Origin of the sequence: Rugosibacter aromaticivorans (genome assembly GCF_000934545.1) — a bacterium.
GTDB classification, from domain to species: Bacteria; Pseudomonadota; Gammaproteobacteria; order Burkholderiales; family Rhodocyclaceae; genus Rugosibacter; species Rugosibacter aromaticivorans.
The window spans coordinates 664,475-683,932 of the sequence record NZ_CP010554.1 but is presented as its reverse complement, the minus strand read 5'-3'; the positions used below and the strand labels follow the sequence as shown (position 1 = coordinate 683,932).

At 54.1% G+C, this 19,458-nt stretch carries 17 protein-coding genes; 10 read left to right on the top strand and 7 right to left on the bottom strand.

Going from position 1 to position 19,458, the window contains the following annotated elements; translation table 11 throughout:
- Nucleotides 1–6 precede the first annotated feature (6 nt).
- Genes PG1C_RS03580 through PG1C_RS03570 form a run of 3 tightly spaced genes read right to left on the bottom strand, consistent with a single transcriptional unit; the run spans nt 7 to nt 2,939 of the window.
- On the bottom strand, nt 7–858 hold the full coding sequence (locus PG1C_RS03580) for an alpha/beta hydrolase (protein ID WP_202636048.1): 852 nt from the start codon (nt 856–858) through the stop codon (nt 7–9).
- 9 nt (nt 859–867) lie between these two features.
- The gene (locus PG1C_RS03575; RefSeq protein ID WP_202636047.1) at nt 868–2,241 is read right to left on the bottom strand and encodes an aspartate aminotransferase family protein; all 1,374 of its coding nucleotides are present in this window, start codon (nt 2,239–2,241) and stop codon (nt 868–870) included.
- Nucleotides 2,242–2,270: 29 nt separating this feature from the next.
- Complete coding sequence (locus tag PG1C_RS03570) at nt 2,271–2,939, bottom strand: MtnX-like HAD-IB family phosphatase (RefSeq protein WP_202636046.1); 669 nt, start codon at nt 2,937–2,939, stop codon at nt 2,271–2,273.
- A 208-nt stretch (nt 2,940–3,147) separates the two neighbouring features.
- Here PG1C_RS03570 and PG1C_RS03565 point away from each other — a divergent pair, with 208 nt between their 5' ends.
- The 9 genes from PG1C_RS03565 (at nt 3,148) to PG1C_RS03525 (ending at nt 15,498) form a co-directional block, all read left to right on the top strand.
- Nucleotides 3,148–3,819, top strand: a complete 672-nt coding sequence (locus PG1C_RS03565) for a response regulator (RefSeq protein ID WP_202636045.1) — start codon at nt 3,148–3,150, stop codon at nt 3,817–3,819.
- A 40-nt stretch (nt 3,820–3,859) separates the two neighbouring features.
- A complete protein-coding gene (locus PG1C_RS03560; protein ID WP_202636044.1) occupies nt 3,860–5,212 on the top strand; it encodes a sensor histidine kinase in 1,353 nt (450 codons plus the stop codon).
- Between the two features lie 170 nt (nt 5,213–5,382).
- A complete protein-coding gene (locus PG1C_RS03555) occupies nt 5,383–6,162 on the top strand; it encodes a winged helix-turn-helix domain-containing protein (protein ID WP_479687750.1) in 780 nt (259 codons plus the stop codon).
- Complete coding sequence (locus PG1C_RS03550; protein WP_202636043.1) at nt 6,155–7,525, top strand: sensor histidine kinase; 1,371 nt, start codon at nt 6,155–6,157, stop codon at nt 7,523–7,525. The genes PG1C_RS03555 and PG1C_RS03550 overlap by 8 nt, the downstream gene beginning before the upstream one ends.
- Before the next feature lie 289 nt (nt 7,526–7,814).
- Nucleotides 7,815–9,107: a TolC family protein gene (locus PG1C_RS03545; protein ID WP_202636042.1), complete on the top strand. Its 1,293-nt coding sequence runs from the start codon at nt 7,815–7,817 to the stop codon at nt 9,105–9,107.
- Nucleotides 9,108–9,361: 254 nt separating this feature from the next.
- A complete protein-coding gene (locus PG1C_RS03540) occupies nt 9,362–10,249 on the top strand; it encodes an efflux RND transporter periplasmic adaptor subunit (RefSeq protein WP_202636041.1) in 888 nt (295 codons plus the stop codon).
- A gap of 3 nt (nt 10,250–10,252) precedes the next feature.
- Nucleotides 10,253–13,345 carry an efflux RND transporter permease subunit gene (locus PG1C_RS03535; protein WP_202636040.1) on the top strand — a complete coding sequence of 1,031 codons (3,093 nt, stop codon included), beginning with the start codon at nt 10,253–10,255 and terminating at the stop codon, nt 13,343–13,345.
- Between the two features lie 15 nt (nt 13,346–13,360).
- Nucleotides 13,361–14,056, top strand: a complete 696-nt coding sequence (locus PG1C_RS14560) for a hypothetical protein (RefSeq protein WP_237218279.1) — start codon at nt 13,361–13,363, stop codon at nt 14,054–14,056.
- 245 nt (nt 14,057–14,301) lie between these two features.
- Complete coding sequence (locus PG1C_RS03525; protein ID WP_202636039.1) at nt 14,302–15,498, top strand: MFS transporter; 1,197 nt, start codon at nt 14,302–14,304, stop codon at nt 15,496–15,498.
- A gap of 12 nt (nt 15,499–15,510) precedes the next feature.
- Here PG1C_RS03525 and PG1C_RS03520 read toward each other — a convergent pair whose 3' ends face one another.
- Genes PG1C_RS03520 through gmk form a run of 4 tightly spaced genes read right to left on the bottom strand, consistent with a single transcriptional unit; the run spans nt 15,511 to nt 18,823 of the window.
- Nucleotides 15,511–15,699: a DUF3460 family protein gene (locus PG1C_RS03520; protein ID WP_202636038.1), complete on the bottom strand. Its 189-nt coding sequence runs from the start codon at nt 15,697–15,699 to the stop codon at nt 15,511–15,513.
- Nucleotides 15,700–15,712: 13 nt separating this feature from the next.
- The gene (locus tag PG1C_RS03515) at nt 15,713–17,944 is read right to left on the bottom strand and encodes a RelA/SpoT family protein (RefSeq protein ID WP_202636909.1); all 2,232 of its coding nucleotides are present in this window, start codon (nt 17,942–17,944) and stop codon (nt 15,713–15,715) included.
- A 46-nt stretch (nt 17,945–17,990) separates the two neighbouring features.
- The gene (gene rpoZ / locus PG1C_RS03510) at nt 17,991–18,200 is read right to left on the bottom strand and encodes a DNA-directed RNA polymerase subunit omega (RefSeq protein WP_202636037.1); all 210 of its coding nucleotides are present in this window, start codon (nt 18,198–18,200) and stop codon (nt 17,991–17,993) included.
- A gap of 5 nt (nt 18,201–18,205) precedes the next feature.
- Nucleotides 18,206–18,823 (bottom strand): guanylate kinase, encoded by a 618-nt coding sequence (gene gmk, locus PG1C_RS03505; protein WP_202636036.1) that lies wholly within the window; start codon nt 18,821–18,823, stop codon nt 18,206–18,208.
- A gap of 159 nt (nt 18,824–18,982) precedes the next feature.
- Between gmk and PG1C_RS03500 the strand changes: the two genes are divergently transcribed.
- The gene (locus PG1C_RS03500; protein ID WP_202636035.1) at nt 18,983–19,414 is read left to right on the top strand and encodes a DUF2946 domain-containing protein; all 432 of its coding nucleotides are present in this window, start codon (nt 18,983–18,985) and stop codon (nt 19,412–19,414) included.
- The last annotated feature ends 44 nt before the right edge of the window (nt 19,415–19,458 follow it).

Genomic DNA, 19,458 nt, shown 5'->3' with positions numbered 1-19,458 from the left:
CAGGCCCTAAGCTGGATTGGCGGTGCATTGTTTGAAAAACCCAGCCATGCGGTTGGCAACGTCAGCCCGGCGTTTGTCCAAGGTCAGCACGTGATACGTATCATCCACAAAAAATTTCTCTATTTTTTTTGAGGCAATCCGCTTTGCCACATAGTGCGCATTATTCAGGCTGGCGGTATCGTCTTCAGTGGAATGAACGATCAGCGTGGGCGATTGAACGTGATGCAAGGCTTTCTTGGTGGCGTTGATCAGCCGGTTACTTTCGAATATCGTCACAGCCGGGGTGCGAAAAATGCCGACTTTTTCTGCTGCCTTCGAATCACGCTTTTGCAGCACCGCATGCACCATGGCACGAGTCCGCTCACACTTGATGCCATACGGTGGTGTCTCATTCCAGTACATGAAGTATTTGAGCGGGCTATGCAAAACAATGGGCAACAACAGCTTGCGCTTGAGATGCGGGATGTTCCAGCCATCATAGAAAAAAGTAGTGGACAGCAGGCAGAGCCCGCTCACCCGCTCACCTTTCTCTTTGGCTAGCAGCAACGCCATCAGCGCGCCCATCGACAACCCGGAAACATACACGCGCGCATGCTTTTCCCGGAGCGCATCAAAAGACTCCCTGATGCCACCATACCAATCCTGCCAGTGGGATTTTTTGAGATTCGCCACACTGCCGCAATGCCCTGCCAAAGCCGGACACATGACGCTGAATCCTTGTTTTGCAAGTCGTGTGGCAATCGGCTTCATTTCCGCCGGCGTGCCAGTCAAGCCGTGAATCAGCAGAACCGCATCGTCACCCGCCTGGTCGTAATAGTAGCCAGTATTACCCAGGCAATTTTCGATGGTAAGACTCATTCTGCGCCCTTATTCAGCACCGCAGCGCCGTAACAGCATTTCAAAGAGGTGAATGCCAAGGTCGATTTCTTCTTCAGTGATCAACAGCGAAGGGGCCAGGGTGATAACGTTCTTCTCGTAGCCGCCGATATCCAGCACCAAACCATACTTCTTGTCCTTGACTAACAGGTCGCCCTTCAGGCCTTCGTTGAACATGCGATCAGCCAATGCACGGCTCGCGGTGAAGCCGTCTTTCTCACATAGTTCGATACGCAGGGCAAGACCCAGACCACTCACATCACCAACCACCTTCCAGCGTGTTTTTAACTCCTGAATTTTCTTGAGGAAGTAGGCGCCACGCGCGCGAACATGTGGTTCAAAGTCTTCTGCCTGCGTCATCTTCATGACTTCCAGTGCGACGGAAGTACCCAGTGGGTTGGATGCGAAGGTTGAGTGCGTAGAACCTGGCGGGAATTTCTCCGGGGAAATGAGCTCTTCACGCGCCCAGATACCTGACAGTGGATTAAGGCCGTTGGTGATGGCTTTACCGAATACGAAGATATCGGGAACAATGCCGAAGTTTTCCCACGACCATAGCTTGCCCGTGCGGTAAACACCCATCTGGATTTCATCGGCAACCAGCAACACATTGCGCTTCTTGAGACTTGCCTGCAACTTGGCCATGTAACCATCGGGCGGGATGATGTAGCCGCCGGTGCCTTGCATCGGCTCGATATAAAACGCACCAAACTCGCATTGCTGGGCTTTCTCGTCCCAGACTGATTGATATTCCGTGTCAAACAGCTTCTCGAATTCTTTATGGCAATAGGTATCGCAGGTTTCCACCTTCATGTCATATGGGCAGCGGAAACAGTAGGGATATGGCACGAAATGCGCACGGTCGGCAAAATTGCCGAAACGACGACGGTAGCGATAGCTGGAGGTAATCGCAGAAGCGCCCAGTGTGCGGCCATGATAACCACCCATGAAGGCAAACTGATGGGTTTTCCCCGTATGGTTGCGCACTACCTTGAGCGAATCTTCCACCGCCTGCGCACCACCAACATTAAAGTGTACGCGGCCTTTTACGCCATGTTTGTCTTCCATGTACTTGCAGATAATCTCGGCCAGATCGACTTTTTCTTTATGCAGATATTGGCTGGCGAGCTGTGGCAACTTATCAATCTGTTTGTGCAACACATCACTGAGGCGCTTGTTTTTGTAGCCGAAGTTCACTGCCGAATACCACATCTGCCAATCCAGATACGGGGTATTGTTTTCGTCGAACAGAAAGCTGCCTTCGCAGTCTTCAAAGACTTTCGGTGGGTCAGCGTAGTTGACCGTGTCACCATGCGAACAATACTTATTGTTTTTGTCAAGAATTTCGATAATTTTCTGATTCATATTTAGTGATATCGATGCAAATCTGTGGATTAAGAAGCCAGCCCGACACTGCGCTGCGGAGTTTCTTGCGGCCAAGTCCTGATCTCGGACAACACATCGGCAAAGGTCCTGAATTTAATATGCGGTATCGCATTCTCTTTACAAAATGTCATCAACGATCCCTTGGCAAACACCACATCGGCTGTTTTAGCCAGGCAGGCATCTGACTTGCCATCGCCAACGAGAATGACGCGTTGGCTGCCACCGGAAAGATCGTTCGCGACAGCGCATTTGCAAACACCGTTGCCGGCACAGCACGTCGGATTCATATGTGGCCAGGAAATATCGATGCCGTCGGACACGAAGTGCAGCTTGTTGGCATACACAGGCAGCTCAGGGAGCGCGGCATTTTTCATGGCGACTCTGATCGCATGGCCGAGACCATCGCTGACGATCGCTACTTTAGAAAACTGGCTGACATGCTTGTAGAACGATAGAAAGCTGGCATCAAGCTGGATTTCACGGAAAAACTTTTCCAGCGAAACATGGTTGGATTTGACCATGCGTAATTGCTTCTGCATGCACTGTACGGCGGTGATGCGGCCATCAAGCCATTCCTGCTCCACGGTCTTCCATTCCGGATCGGCAAAACGTTCCAGCATCGCATCTACCGTATCACGCAGGGATAAGGTGCCATCAAAATCGACAATAAAAAGCATACGCCGCTCCCTCCTTTTAATAATCAGCTGGCAGGTTAACCCTGGCGTTCTTACAACCACCTTACGCCCGTGAAAGGTCACTGTAAGAAAAGCCGCTTACACTGTATTCACTCACGCTCTATTCGCTTGAACATTCACCGGAAAAATGCACTTGATGACGATCACATCCCCCTCTCTGTTGCTGTCACCCACCGCACGTCAATAGCGTATGCGACTCCTGCTTGTAGAAGATGACAGCATCCTTGGCGATGCCATGCAGCGTGTCCTGCAACAGACAGGTTATGCTGTGGATTGGGCACGCAACGGGAAGGATGCCGATCTCGCACTGGGCGACCAGATCTATGATCTTGTCCTGCTTGATCTCGGCTTACCCCAACTTGATGGCTTCGAGGTTTTGCGCCGTTTACGCACCCGCCAGTCCAATCTGCCAGTACTCATCGTTACTGCGCGCGATTCAGTCGATGATCGCGTCAAAGGATTGGATCTTGGCGCCGATGATTACGTCCTCAAGCCATTCGACATGCCTGAGCTGCTCGCGAGAATACGTGCCCATATACGTCGTGTCCAATCGCTGCTAACGAACATCATTACCTATGGGCCACTTGTCTATGACATGTCCGAGCGTTTGGTAATGGTTGATGGCAAACCGATGATTTGCCCGGCACGGGAGCTAGGCATTCTGGAAGCCATGCTGCTAAAAATTGGAAAAATCGTTTCCAATGAGCAACTCGTGGAAAAATTGTGCAGTTGGGATGAAGCGCTGAGCAGCAATGCGATTGAAGTCTATATTCACCGTTTACGCAAAAAACTACATCCGTTAGGAGTGAATATCATCACTGTGCGCGGTTTAGGCTACATGCTGGAAAAACAAAGTGACTAGATCGCTACGCCGGATTTTGCTGATATGGCTGCTGATTCCCATGCTGACCTTGTTCAGCGTGGGGACATTATTTGTCTATCAGCGTGCACTAAGCTATTCGGAAGATGCCTATGACCGCGCTCTGATTGAGTCTGCTAATGACATCGATCAACTTGTACGCACATCACTCAATAATAATGGGCGCATCGATCTCCTTCACTCGATGAAGGAGATGCAGGACATCCTGTTGACAGATCAGTACGACAAGAATTTTTTCAGCCTACTTGATGAGCAGGGCCATTTAATCGCAGGTGACGGCAAATTGCCGCTACCGCCACTGGATGCCAAGGCCACTATTGGGGAAAACCCCATCTTCTACGATACTGTTGTCGAGGGGAGGCCAGTGCGGACAGTTTTTAAAAACCTGCATATTGAATTGACGGGAGAGCCTCACTCCTGGCGTATTTTGCTTGGTGAGACAGATAACAAGCGAGAAATGCTCGCCGGAGATATTCTCACCGGCTTTGTAGTACCGCAAACAATTATTATTTTCCTTGCCTCCTTGTTGGTTGTCATAGGCATCAGGCAAGGACTGGCACCGCTAGAATCACTGCGAATTGCTGTTGCAAGAAGATCTCACAATGACATGCAGCCCCTGGATGTGAGCGAAGTGCCCAGTGAGGTAAAGCCCCTTTTGCAAGAAATTAATCGCTTACTAGAGCGGTTACAGGCAATGCTTGAGGCTCAAAAACGCTTTACTGCAGATACCGCCCATCGACTGCGCACCCCGCTGGCTGGATTATCGGCACAAATTGACTTTGCGCGAGTGCAAGATAATCCACCCCAAACGCGCCATGCACTTGACCAGGTTAAAAAAGTATCCGCGAACCTCAATCATGCAATCAGCCAGTTACTTTCACTCGCTCGCAATGATCCAAGTGCGTGGCAGTCTTTGCATATGAAAACGCTTGATCTCGCTATGCTTGCACGGCAGATTACGATGGAATGGATCGAACCAGCCAAGAACCAGAGGATCGACCTGGGGTTTGAGGGTGACAACTTTCCTTGTGTCATCACAGGTGATCCGATGCGAATCAAGGAACTATTGGACAATCTTTTGGACAATGCATTGCGCTACTGTCCTCGTGGCAGCCAAGTGACCGTAAGCGTGACGCAAGACCGCACGCTGAGCGTTGAAGATAACGGGCCAGGGATACCCGCGGAAGCGCGTGAACATGTTTTCGAACGGTTTCATAGAGGTATCGATGGCAGAGCAGAAGGCAGTGGCCTGGGGCTCGCAATCGTCAAAGAAATTGCCGAAATACACGGGGGAAGCGTCAGCGCAACCGAAGGCAGGGATGGGCGTGGGGTGCTATTCAGCGTGAGTTTTCCTGCAGCGAGCCCAGCTTTTTAAATTAACGTTTGCGCAATCCAGATTTTTATGGACAAAGAAAATGCAAGGCCTTGAACATTGTAGCGCAGGTCAATAAGGCATCAACATCATGGTAATCGATGATCCCTCCTTGACGCTGATGATGCTCGGCAATGCTAATGGAAAAATCTCTGCGTAGAAGGTGAAATTCCGTGTCAAGCGAGAGTGGATTGTATTGCCCTACAAGAGAAAATGTCAGAGTTAACCCTTGTGTCCACAATAAAAAGGAGAATGAATTGCGCTGTCTCGTTATCGAGGATGACGTCGATACTTCCAGCTATATCTGCAAGGGCCTGAGAGAAGCCGGCTACGCAGTCACGTCTTGTGGAAATGGGCTCGACGGTTTGCATTATGCAACCAGCGAGCACTGGGATATTGTTATTCTTGATCGGTTGCTGCCTGGACAGGTCGATGGTTTGTTTATCATTGCCAAGCTGCGCGATCTGGGCAAAAAAACACCGGTGATAATTGTCAGTGCGCTGACAAATATCGACGAACGCGTATCGGGATTGCGTATCGGCGCCGACGATTATCTCTCCAAGCCGTTTGCCTTTTCTGAGCTGCTTGCGCGGATCGAAGTAATATTACGTCGAGCCAGCACAGGTCACGACGCAATCCAGCTCCAGGTCGCGGATCTTGTGCTCGACTTGCGATCGATGCGAGTTACGCGTAATTCACGTTTAATCGTGCTGCAACCGCGCGAATTTCGCCTGCTCGAATACCTGATGCGCCATCAAGGACAGGTGGTAACCAGAACCATGTTGCTTGAAGCTGTATGGGACTACCATTTCGATCCGCAGACAAACGTCATTGACGTTCAGATCAGCCGACTGCGCAATAAGATAGACAAGGGCTTTGCGACAACGCTCATCCATACGGTACGCGGAGCCGGTTATCGGCTGGCCCCATACGAAATTGCCTCGAATGTATAGATTTCATACGTCGCTCGCCACAAGGCTGATGTTGGGTTACGGTGTATTGGTTACCGTTTCTATCATCCTCGTATCGACTGTCTTTTACTTTGGAACCATAGGGATACTCGGTCAAAATATCGATGCCAAAATCATTTCGATTTCGCAAAATTTAACCGGTGCATTTCAGGCAAGTCGCGGCGAAGACTTGTCCACTGAAATCAACCGTCAATTGTCTGACCGCATCGATAGCGACAAGGAAATATTCCTTGTGCTATCGCCGGCTGGGCGTCACCTCGCCGGCAATCTTTCGACATGGCCTTCGACAAATACACCACTGGGGCAACTGGTCACACGAGATGTCGTGCGCGACGGCAAGGCCGTCTCGGCCCGGTTACTGATAAGCCGATTGCCAAATGGCGAGCTATTGTTTGTTGGCCGTGATTTGAGTGAGCAAAAATCTATTCGGATACTTGTGTGGCGAGCCCTGGCTGCGGGGGCTTCGATATCGCTGCTACTGACCATTGCCGGCGCGTGGTTCTTTCGGCATCAGATTGAGACCCGCATCGGCGAAATTCGCCGAACCGCCCTTGAAATTGAGGCCGGTGACCTGACGCGGCGAATCCCGATTTTGAGCAATGACGAATTCGGGTTACTCAGTCTTGATATCAATCTTATGCTGGATCGAATCGAACATTTAATGGATAGCACACGACACGTGTCGAACGCGATTGCCCATGATTTGAGAACGCCGCTGAGCCGGATTCGCAGCAAACTGGACGATGCGCTGCGTCATGACATGACCGTAGAAGCTCTCTCCGCTGCGGCGTATGCAGCAATCGAAGGGATCGATGACTTGATTCTTGTTTTCGAGAAATTGCTCCAGATCGCCGAAGCAGAATCGGGCATGCGCGCGAAGCTTTTCGAGCCGGTCGATCTCAATCGCATTGTGCTCGACATGGTCGATTTGTACGACGCGACAGCCGAAGGTCGCCAGGTAATACTCAAAGCGTCGCTTAAGGATGCTGTATTTGCCTATGGCGACCGCAATCTTTTGGCAAGTGCAGTTGCCAGCCTGATCGACAATGCAATCAAGTACGCCGGAGCGGGTGCTACGGTAGAAGTCAGCACCATAGCGGATGCCCATTCCGTTTCTCTTGTAGTGCGTGACGATGGACCCGGAATTCCTACAGAGGAGTTGCCAAGGGTAACCGAACGGTTTTATCGGGTCGACCCGAGTCGCAGCCTTCCAGGAAACGGCCTCGGACTTTCCATCGTTTCGGCAATCGCCACGTTGCATGCCGGAAAGCTAATGCTTGAAAATGGTGTGCGGGGTCTGATAGCCCGCATCACACTTTTGCCTGCAGAAGTCGCCAGCCATTAACAACAGAGGCGTTGTCGTAGCGCCGACTTTTCAAACCTTTCCAATTGGTAATCTTCAGGAAAGATTACGGAAAGGCTTGATTCTGTAATATGGATTCAACAGCCCCCATCGGCAATGTCGCATTGCTTGCTGATATTCGCCCATCCAAAATGGGTAACGCTCAGATCGAGCCTAAGTTTTTGCAACTCATTTGACATTTGATGGCAACAATGTCGTGCTGACATTTCGTCACCTTTCTTAGCCGCCATCCAACAGAATTTTCAACAGAATGTTGTCTCGCCACCTATTCTTGATCCTTGCTCTATGCTGCATCGTTACCGACACGATTGCGAAAGAGCTAGATACCGAAACCATTTCGCTAACTCTAGATTCTGCTGAACAGCAGTTACTGTCCAACAATCCGGATATTGCGATCAGGCACGCTACCGTCGCTAATGCAGAAGCTGGCGTTCAATCTGCCAATACCAGACCCAACCCCATACTGAGTTTGAGTACCGCCGCCATCGATTCACACGATGGTATCGGTAGTGGGCATCTCGGCGATAAACGCGTCGACAGTATTCTCAGCCTGAGCCAGGTATTCGAACGTGGCGATAAACGCGAGTTGCGCACTCATGCTGCTACTGCAAATCTCGCCGCCGCCCAGAGTGATCTTGCCGATACCTTGCGTCAGCAGCGTATCGCCGTGGCAGCCGCATTTTATGATCTGCTCGCGGCGCAACAGCGTGCAGCGCTGGCGGTGGAAAGTGCACACTTTGCGCGCCGCTCAGCAAAAGTCGCAGAAACGCGGCTCGCTGCAGGTGACCTGGCGCGCATTGACGTGGCGCGTGCCCATACCGACGCCGCGAGAGCGGAAGCCGATGCCGACCAGGCCCAAGGCGATTTACGGCAAGCGCAAACCTTGCTGGCAGCATTGCTGGATATGCGCAAGCAAGTCTCGAAGTTACGTGCGGAGGGTAGTTGGCCTTCGCACACCGGAAGAGAGGCATCCGCCGAATTCGATCTCGATGCCCTGCTCGCGCGACGGCCCGATGTTGCGGCCGCACGCGCACGTGTCGAGGCTGCACTCGCTGCTCGCGACCTCGCCCGCGCACAGAAAAGTCGCGACGTCACGGTCGGCGGGCAGGTGGAACACAACCCGCTAAATTCGCAGCCTACGCACAGTCCGCTTTACGGTCTTTCGATCAGCATACCGTTGCTCTTTGGCAACGACTATCGAGGCGATATCGCCAAGGCCGAGACGGATTACACCGCCGCGCTAGAAACCTTGCGCAAGGTAGAGATCGCTGCCCGCACCGACCTGGTGAACCGCAATATCGATGTCGACACACTTGGCCGCCGCGCTCGACGTTTCAGCGAAGAACTTCTCCCCGAAGCGCGACACGCAGCCGATGCTGCAGAATTTTCATTCGAGCATGGTGCGATGAACATTGGCGATCTGCTCGACGCACGCCGCACACTGAAGGCCGCCGAACAGGATACGGTGGCTACTCAGGATGCCTACGCCAAGGCGCTCTATGCTTGGCGTATCGAACTCGCCGACACGGTCGGCTCTGCCATGCAGGAGACGCAGAAAAAATGATAGTTCACCGTAACCTATTAATCATATTGACAGCTGTGGCCATAGCCGGAGCGGGCGGATGGAACCTTCTGAAAACGCATCAATCGACGCCAACTACAGCGCCTGCTTTTACACACAAAGAGGGCGTCCTGCGTTATCCCCCTGGATCACCCCAGTTAGCCGAGATTCACAGCGACATTCCTGTTGTAGCACCCTTACCGCTGTCTGAGCCGCTGAATGCAAGACTTGCCTATGATGAAAGTGTTACCGCAAGAGTGAGTTCTCCTCTTGCGGGGCGCATCGTGTCGATGCCTGTCGATATCGGCGACCGCGTGAACAAGGGGCAACCCTTGTTGATTCTCGATTCGCCGGATCTCGGCAGCGCGCTGGCCGATGCACAGAAAGCCAAGGCTGATTTACAGCGCAAGGAAAATGCCTTTCACCGCAACAAGACGCTGTATGAAGGTGAAGTATTGGCACACAAGGGCCTCGAAGATGCCGAGGCCGACTGGCAGCAGGCGCGTGCCGAATACGAACGAGCACAACTGCGATTGGCCAATCTGCATGTCTCATACGGTGCAAAGGGTGAAACGTTCTCGCTTGTCGCACCGATTAGCGGTATCGTGACGGAACGCAACGCCAATCCCGGTGCTGAAGTTGGCCCGGGGAACGCAGCGCCGCTGTTTGTAGTCAGCGACCCCGAACGATTGTGGGCTATGATTGATTTGCCAGAGCACCTGATCGACAAGGTCAAACCCGGACAGGTGGTCGCGCTCGAAGCACAAACCTGGAATAACGTGTCATTCCCAGCTATTATCGAGCGCGTGGCGCCCACGCTCGATCCCGCCACCCGACGTGTTGCGGTGCGCGTATCGGTAGCCAATCCCGATGGGCGACTTCGGCCTGAGATGTTCGTGCGGGTACGTTTATTGGCAGCAGACTCGCCAAAGGTGCTGCGCGTGCCTTCCGCCGCCATCATCACGCAAGGGGTCACCCATTTCGTATTCGTCGAGCGCGCGACAGGGGAGTTCGAGAAACGGCGTGTCGAAGCTGCGTTGCAGGACCGCGACTTCGTGTATCTCTCAGCTGGCATCACCGCCACGGAAAAAATCGTTCAATCCGGCGCACTACTGTTAGCTTCTGAACTCGCCGGAGGCGAATAGCCGATGTTGCCGCCGTTGATCACCTTCGTTCTCCAGCAACGGATCTTCGTACTGCTGGCAACTGCCGTAATCGTCATTGCGGGCGGCTACGCCATCAGCGAATTGCCGATTGAAGCCTTTCCCGATGTACAGGATGTCCAAGTGCAGATCGTCACCCTGATGCCCGGCCAGGCACCTGAAGAAATTGAACGTGCAGTCACATTGCCGATCGAACGCGAAATGAGCGGAACACCGCAGCTTACACAGTTGCGTTCGGTTTCCATGAATGGGCTGTCGGTTATCACCCTCACTTTCGCCGATAATACCGACGACTATTTCGCGCGCCAACAAGTGTTGGAAAAACTTGGCAACGTCACTCTGCCACCCGGGGTGCAACCGGGACTGGCGCCACTGTCAACGGCCGTCGGTGAAATCTACCGGTATGTGATCGATGTACCGGCTGCTATGCCGGATACAGAAATACGCGCGCTGCAAGATTGGGTGGTACGCCCGAACTTGCGCATGGTGCCTGGTGTCGCAGATGTCGTCAGCTTCGGCGGTGCAATTAAGGAGTACCAGGTCCGAGTCGATCCGGAACGACTGCGGCGTTATGCCGTCACTATCGATCAGGTAACACAAGCACTCTCCAACGCCAGTGCGAATACTGGCGCCGGCATTGTCCGCCGTGGCGATGAAGGATTAGTGGTTCGTTCGTTAGGACTGTTTCAGAACATCGAGGACATAGGCGATGTCGCTATCGCCAGCCGCAATGGCCGCACCGTGTTGGTACGCGACATCGCGAACGTCGTGACCGGCGAGCGCCCTCGCTCCGGTATCGTCACCTACAACGAGCATGACAGCGTCATCGAAGGCATCGTGCAGATGACCAAGGGTGAAAATGCGACAAAGGTAGTGAATCAGGTCAGAAAGACCATCGACGAGATAAACGCCAAACTACCGAAAGGCGTGAAGTTGAAGCCGATTTACGAACGTAGTCACCTGATACAGCGTACCGTCAGCACAGTAGTCGAAAATCTGCTCGTCGGCGCCTTGCTGGTTTCTGTCATTCTGGTCGTGTTCCTGCGAAACTGGCGTAGCGCCTTGATTGTGGCCTCGATCATTCCGTTGTCACTGCTGTTCGCTTTCATCTGCATGCATGCACTTGGAGTGTCCGCCAACCTGATGTCGCTTGGTGCTGTCGACTTCGGCATCATTATCGATTCTGCGGTAGTCCTCACCGAAGCACTGATGGTTCGACTAGCACTCGAGCATTCGGAAAACAATCCGCAACATGCAGGACTGCCGTGGCGCATGCACACATTGCAGCAAACCGTCATGGAGCTTGGTCATCCGATTCTATTTTCCAAGTCCATCATCATCCTGGCCTTCCTGCCAATCTTTACATTCCAGCGGGTCGAGGGGAAAATTTTCACGCCCGTCGCGCTGACGCTTTCTTTCGCATTGCTGGGAGGACTGATCCTTACTTTGTCGCTAGTTCCTGCGCTGTTGTCGTTCGCCATGAAGCGTGAAGACATGGGCGAAAAGCACAGCCCCTGGATGCATCGTTTACAAGAAAAATATCGTCGCATCTTGGCTTTGTCTCAGAAAAGAAGTCGAGAAGTCATCGCGGGTAGCGCAGCACTACTGATACTGACTCTACTGCTGTCGCCGCTGTTGGGTACCGAGTTCCTGCCTAAGCTGGATGAAGGCAATATCTGGCTCACACTGACCCTTCCACCATCGACGGCGCTGGAAACAACGCACAACGTCGAGCGGCGCGTCCGCGATATCCTGCGCAGCTATCCGGAAGTGCAAACTGTTATCTCGCAAATCGGCCGGCCCGACGACGGCACTGACCCAAAGGGTACCAACAGCGTTGAGATCCTCGCTGACTTGAAACCCCGCATGGGATGGCGATTCGGCGATAAGGAGGAACTGATATCCGACATGGAGAAGCGGATTCACACGATTCCTGGTGTTCCCACCAACTTCTCGCAAGTGATTCAGGACAACGTTGAAGAATCGCTTTCAGGCGCGAAGGGCGAAATCGCCGTCAAGGTATTCGGGCCTGACCTCACGGTGCTGGAGGACAAAGGCGAACAGATAGCCGAACTACTCAGCAGCATCCATGGTGCTACCGATGTTGAAGCGTTGAAAGTGGGCGGACAAAGTGAAATCGATATTCATCTGAATCGCACCACGCTGTCGCGGCTGGGCGTTAATGTCAGCGATGCCAATATGGCCGTGCAAACTGCGCTGGGCGGCGTTACTGTTGGTGGATTCTACGAAGGCGACCGCCGCTTCGACATTACCGTGCGGCTCGCTGAGCAGTTCCGCGATGCGGTAGATGATGTTGGCGGACTGGCAGTCGCTCTGCCTGGTGGCGGGACGATTCCTCTGGCTGAAATTGCCCGTATCGACGTGCGCCAGGGTGCCGCGCGCATTTCGCGCGAAGCGGGGAGACGCAATGTCATCGTAAAACTCAATCTAATGGGACGCGACCAGGGCTCCTTTGTTACCGAGGCTCAAGCTAAAGTAGCCGCAAAGATCGTGCTGCCGCCTGGTTACAGTATCACTTGGGGAGGACAGTTCGAAAACCAGCAACGTGCCATGAAGCGGCTCAAGATCATCGTGCCCATTTCGCTGGGGCTGATTTTCCTGCTGTTGTTCTGGACCTTCCGTAGTATGCGACCTGCGGCACTGGTATTGGCCATGGTGCCGTTTACGCTAATCGGCGGCTTTTGCGGACTGGCACTTTCCGGCCTGCACCTCTCGGTGTCGGCAGCGGTTGGATTCATCGCTGTGGCAGGAATCTCCGTACAGAATGGTGTCATCATGGTCGAACAGGTGCTTGACCTTCTGCGCCGTGGCGCTTCGCTTAACGATGCGATTTCCGATGGTGCCGTGAGTCGCCTGCGGCCTATTATCATGACCGCCTTGATGGCAGGGATCGGCCTGATGCCGGCAGCGCTCTCACATGGTATTGGATCGGAAACACAACGTCCTTTTGCCGTCGTCATCGTTGGCGGCATCGTCAGCGCCACACTGTTCACGCTCCTGCTGCTACCCGTCCTGTTTGGGCGTTTTGGAAAGGAACGAAATACTCTGGATTATTGAGAATCACATCGTATCGTGACATCGGAAAAGAGCAGCCTGTTTCCAGAACGCGGTGATGAGAGTCGTGCGGTACTAAGCAGATTTCAGGAAGTGATGTTGGACTCGCAATTGTCAAAGGTCAAAGAAATTACCGAAATACACGTTGGAATTGTCAATTCAACTGCCGGTAGAAGTGAATGGGGGACTCTACTCGGTGTCAGTTTTCTTGCGGCACACTCACCTCACCAAAAAAGTTTTTTACGCAAGGAACAAGGCGATAAAGCAGATGACGCTACCACCCCACCGTACGCATGTTTCCCTGCGTGTAAGTTTCGCTTGAGCATGCGGCATAATCATAGCCATTTCACGCTGATCAACCGAACGCTCATGTACGAATCAAAGGCCCACCCACCCCTTCCCCGCAGGCAATTTGCGCGGCGAGTGCTTCGCCACGCAGCAGTTGCGCTTGCCCTGTTGCTGTTCTCTCTCTTGCTCGGCATGGCGGGCTACATGTATTTCGAGCATCTTCCCTGGCGGGATGCCTTTTTGAATGCTGCCATGCTCATGGGTGGCATGGGGCCTGTCGACGCGCCCCACACAGATGGGGGCAAATTGTTTGCCGGCCTGTATGCGCTCTATGCGGGCTTGTTATTTTTGGTCATCGCCGGCATCGTGCTCACGCCGGTCGTGCATCGGGTAATGCACACGTTCCACTGGGAAGAAGACCAGTAGGCTGCGTGCCCTGTGTCTCGTACGCCATCCCCAAAGAGGGCCTTCCAGAGACGGCTCTGCCCAACAGCGGGTTCAAACATTCCCTGCGGTCAGATTCAAAGCTTCGCGGCGTATCACCGACACGCCCCGCAGGGGGTACCTCGGGGTGCCGACTTTTCGCTGACGTTTGCCCATGTGATTCCATGCTGCGCAATCAATCACAGTGTATCGTTGTGCATCGCGTTTCCATCTCAGGGAGTACCGCCATGAATCGCTCAAAGCTGCCCAGCAGTATCGTTGCGCTCGGGCTGGTGAGCCTGTTCATGGACCTTTCTTCGGAGATGATCCACAGCCTGCTGCCAGTGTTTCTGGTCACCGTACTGGGGGCGAGCGCCTTGTCGGTTGGCTTTATCGAGGGCATAGCCGAAGCGACAGCTTCCATCGTCAAGATATTTTCGGGGGTGATTTCAGACTGGATGGGCCGCAGAAAGCCGCTGGTGTTGCTGGGCTATGGGCTGGCGGCGCTGACCAAGCCGCTGTTTCCGCTGGCCAATGGCATAGGCGCGGTGCTTACCGCACGGTTTATCGACCGCGTCGGCAAGGGCATACGTGGTGCGCCGCGCGATGCGCTGATCGCCGACATCACGCTGCCGGAAAATCGCGGCGCGGCATATGGCTTGCGTCAGGCAATGGATACCGTGGGCGGTTTTGCCGGGCCGCTGCTGGCGATGGCGCTGATGGTAGCGACGCAGGATAACTTTCGTCTGGTCTTCTGGGTGGCGGTGGTACCAGCGTTTATCTGCGTGCTGCTGATTATTTTTGGCGTTGAGGAGCCGGAGTCAACGCGCCCGGCAGCGCAGTTGCGCTCGCCGCTTCGCCGCGAAAACCTGCATCGGCTTGCCCCCCGCTTCTGGTGGCTGGTGGCGTTTGCGGCGGTGCTGACCTGCGCCCGTTTTTCCGAGGCTTTTCTTCTGCTGCGCGCCGAAAATGTCGGGCTGGCGGTGACCTGGGTACCGCTGATGCTAGTCGTGATGAATATCGTTTATGCCGTGAGTGCTTACCCTTTCGGCAGGCTGTCCGACAATGGCGGCCGACGCCATTTGCTGGCCTTGGGCATTTTCTTTCTGATCGTGTCCGACCTCGTGCTGGCGCTGACGAGCAACATCTGGCTGATAGGTCTGGGCGCCGCGCTGTGGGGCCTGCACATGGGCGCAACACAGGGTCTGCTCTCTGCACTGGTTGCCGATGCGGCACCGGCAGATTTACGCGGCACGGCTTTTGGTGTGTTCAATCTGGCGAGTGGCCTGGCGCTGCTGGCCGCTAGCGTGATAGCCGGGGGCGTATGGGCCGCATTTGGCCCGGCCATGACGTTTTATGTCGGTGCCGCGTTTGCAGGGGTGGCACTAATCGGTCTGCTCACACGCCGTATCAGTCCGGCACCCGATGAATCGCCCGGTGGCTGAATTGATGCTGGCTCAGTTGATGTCATAGTAATACGGCTTAACCGCTACCCTGGCTGCAGCGTCATGCGCGATGGTCTCTAACGGCCGAGGCGCCTTATCCCACCAAAGCGCGCGCCCAGCTTGTTGTTCAGCGGCTTGCTCCGGGTGTGCTGCCATCCAGTCACGCATAAATTGGGTAAATTCAGATTCGTACTGAGCCATCAGGGGTTCCCTTCTAGTTTTTTGGATTAATGTAGCGCGCCAGACGCAGCACCTCGGGCACACGCCGCAGGGCACGCAGGATACGCGCGAGGTGAACGCGATCAGTCACCTGCACAGTGAAATACAGCATGGTGGAGTCGCGATCATCTTCCACGCTGACATCAATGATATTGGCATTGCTATCGGCAATTCCTTTCGCCAGCCGTGCCAGCAAGCCACGCGCATTTTTAACAATCACGCGGATGGTGACATCAAACAGATGGTCCGGCAATACATCCCAGGCAACATCCACCCAATTGCCGCGCTCGCTTCTGAGCTTTGCCAACACAGGGCAATCATGCGTATGCACGACTAGCCCCTGTTCTTTGCGAATCAAACCGACAATCGGGTCACCGGGAATCGGCCGGCAACACTTGCCCAGTTGCACGGCGATACCTTCTGTGCCGCGAATCAAAATCGCCTGGCGCGCACGTGGGGGGTTCGCGGTCAAATTCGTCGCTGGCACATCCAGCCCTTCGGCCAGGCGGCGCGCCACAATCGCGGGCAAGCGCTTGCCCAAGCCGATATCCGAGAGCACGGCACGTTTTGAGCGCACGCCTGATTCCTTTTTGAAGCGGTCCCACGCTGCGGGCAAAATTTTGGCGGGTGACACCCCCATCTCATGCAGCGCGTGCGCAAGCAACCGTTCACCCAGCGCCACAGATTCCTCGTTTTGTTGGGTCTTCAAAAAGTGACGGATCCTGAACCGTGCCCGGGCGCTCTTCACATAGCTAAGCCAGGCCGGATTCGGTGCCGCATGCGGTGCCGTGATAATTTCCACCCGATCACCATTTTTCAGTTCTGTGCGCAGCGGGGAAGTTTCAAAATTGATGCGACACGCTACGCAACGGTCGCCAATGTCTGTATGCACAGCGTAAGCAAAATCAACGGCTGTGGCGCCACGCGGCAAAGCGAAAATTTTTCCCTTCGGGCTGAACACATACACTTCGCTAGGGAAGAGATCAACTTTGACGTGCTCAAGAAATTCCGACGCCGTACCCGAATCAGACTGCAGCTCAATCAGCGATTGCAACCATTGGTGGGTTTTCTGCTGCAACTGGCTGATCTTGTGATCTTCTTTATACAGCCAGTGTGAAGCCACGCCCGATTCGGCCACATTGTGCATTTCAGCCGTGCGAATCTGAATTTCAACGGGTGTGCCAAACGGGCCGATTAATGTGGTGTGTAACGACTGATAGCCGTTGGCTTTGGGAATAGCAATGTAGTCTTTAAACTTGCCCGGCACCGGCGGATAAAGCGCATGCAATGCCCCCAGCGCGAGATAACAACTCGAACGATTCTTCACCACAATGCGAAAGCCATAAATATCCAGCACTTGAGAAAAGCTCAACTGCTTTTCACGCATTTTGCGATAAATGCCATACAGATGCTTTTCACGGCCCATGACTTCAGCATCCAGCCCAGCGCTGGGCAGGGTCGTGCGTATCGCTTCAAGAATTTTATTGACCACCTCGCGCCGATTGCCCCGCGCCTTCTTGACGGCTTTTTCCAGCACCCGATAACGCATGGGCTGTCCATGGCAAAAGGCGAGCTCTTGCAACTCGCGATACAAGGCATTCAGGCCCAGCCGGTTGGCGATGGGGGCGTAAATATCCAGCGTTTCTCTGGCAATCCGCCGACGTTTATCTGGCCGCATGGAGCCCAGCGTCTGCATGTTATGTCGCCGATCAGCCAGCTTGATGAGGATCACTCGGACATCGCGCGCCATCGCCAGCAGCATCTTGCGAAAATTATCGGCCTGCGCCTCTTCAAAGCTTTGATGCTCGATGCGATCAATCTTGGAAACACCATCAACCAGATCGGCCACGCCTTTGCCAAACCGTTCGGTCAGCTGCTCTTTGGTGATGTCGGTGTCTTCCATCACGTCGTGCAGCAACGCGGCACTCAGCGCCTGCACATCCAAATGCCAATCGGCTAATCCGGCAGCGACTGCCAGCGGGTGAGAAATGTAAGGATCGCCACTGACACGCATCTGGCCGCTATGCGCTGCTTGAGAAAACAGATAGGCCTCGCCCACGCGCACCATATCCTCAGGGCTCAAATAGGTAGCAAGACGCGCGTTGAGATCCGACAGGCTGACAGAAAAGCTGGCTGGCGCTGGCGATGCCGGGAAATGGTTATCCGGGTTATCTGGCTTTGGCGGGTGGCCTGGATTAATCGACTTGTCGGCCAGCGCAGACGGCATGAGGGGTGGGGTCATGGCGGACACACTCACCCCATGCACCGATAAGTTATGTGGTTTGCGGGCGGGCCAGAATATCGACCCCCACTTTGCCAGCGGCAATTTCGCGAAGGGCGATCACCGCGCATTTATCGTTATCCGCTTCAACTTGCGGCGTGCTGCCCATGGCCAGCTGACGCGCGCGATACGCCGCGACCAGCGTGAGATCAAAGCGGTTAGGGATTCTCTTGATGCAATCGTCAATGGTGACACGAGCCATGGGGTTTAGTCCTGTTCAAAAAAGCGGAATACATCGGGATGACGAGCCAGCTGACGCTTGACTCGCAGGCGGGAGGCGCGCACGGCGGCAGTCAGCTCGCCCAGTGCCACATCCAAGTCTCTGTTGATTATAGCAAAATCAAACTCGGTCACATGCCTCATTTCATCGCGCGCTGCAGCCAGGCGACGCGCGATAACTTCTGGGCTATCAGTTGCCCGTTGTTGCAGCCTGCGTTTTAACTCATCCATGCTCGGCGGCAAAATAAAAATACCCACCGCTTCGGTAAACTCCCGCTGTATTTGTTGTGCGCCTTGCCAGTCAATCTCCAGCAACATATCCATGCCTGACGTCATTTGTGCCTCTAACCATGCGCGCGACGTGCCGTAATAGTTGCCATGCACTTCGGCCGACTCGACAAACTCGCCCCGACTGCGCATCGCCATAAACTGCGGCAGATCAACGAAGTGATAATCACCCCCATTCACTTCACCCGGACGCGGCGCGCGGGTGGTATAGGAAATTGAACGCCGCACTTGCGCATCGTTAGCCAGCAGGCGGTTAACCAGCGTGGTCTTGCCCGCGCCAGAAGGTGCTGCAATGATGAACAAAGTACCAATCGTCATGGCTATCAAAGACAAGAAATGTTGCAAATTAAAGTGGGAAGGATAACGCACCTTGCCCAACTTTGACGCTATATAAAATAGCGCTCAATTTGACAATCATCAAAATCACGCAGCAATAAATACCAGGGCCAGTTAGAATCACGCCGGAAGTTACACGCCATGTTCACGTCCCGCTACTATTCGTTCCTTCATCGCGCAGCCGTGCACCATGCCCGGCTGTTCCTCGTGCTGGGCGTCTTTGCCGTGCTCATGCAAAGCTTGGCCAGCATGGGTTTGATGGGATCGCATCAAGGCAAGTCAGACAGTGATGGAAAGTTTTTCGCCGAGATTTGCACTGTGCTGGGCGTCAGCAATGCCCAGGCGACACGGAGTGGCGTAGCGGGCGACAAGCAATCACCATCAGATAGCAGCAACACGCACGATTGCTGCAAATTGTGCGTCGCCAGCGGTGCACTGTTGTTTGCCAACACAACGCTCGCCGTATCACCAGCGCCGACTTTTCACGCATCGCTTTCTGCGTTTATCTCAGCCCGTCCCGCATCCTTTGCCTGGACGGCGCATCCCCCGCGCGGCCCGCCCGCGCGCACCTGATCTCTCCTGCACGCTGAAGTCCGGCTCGGCTCCAAGGCGTTAAC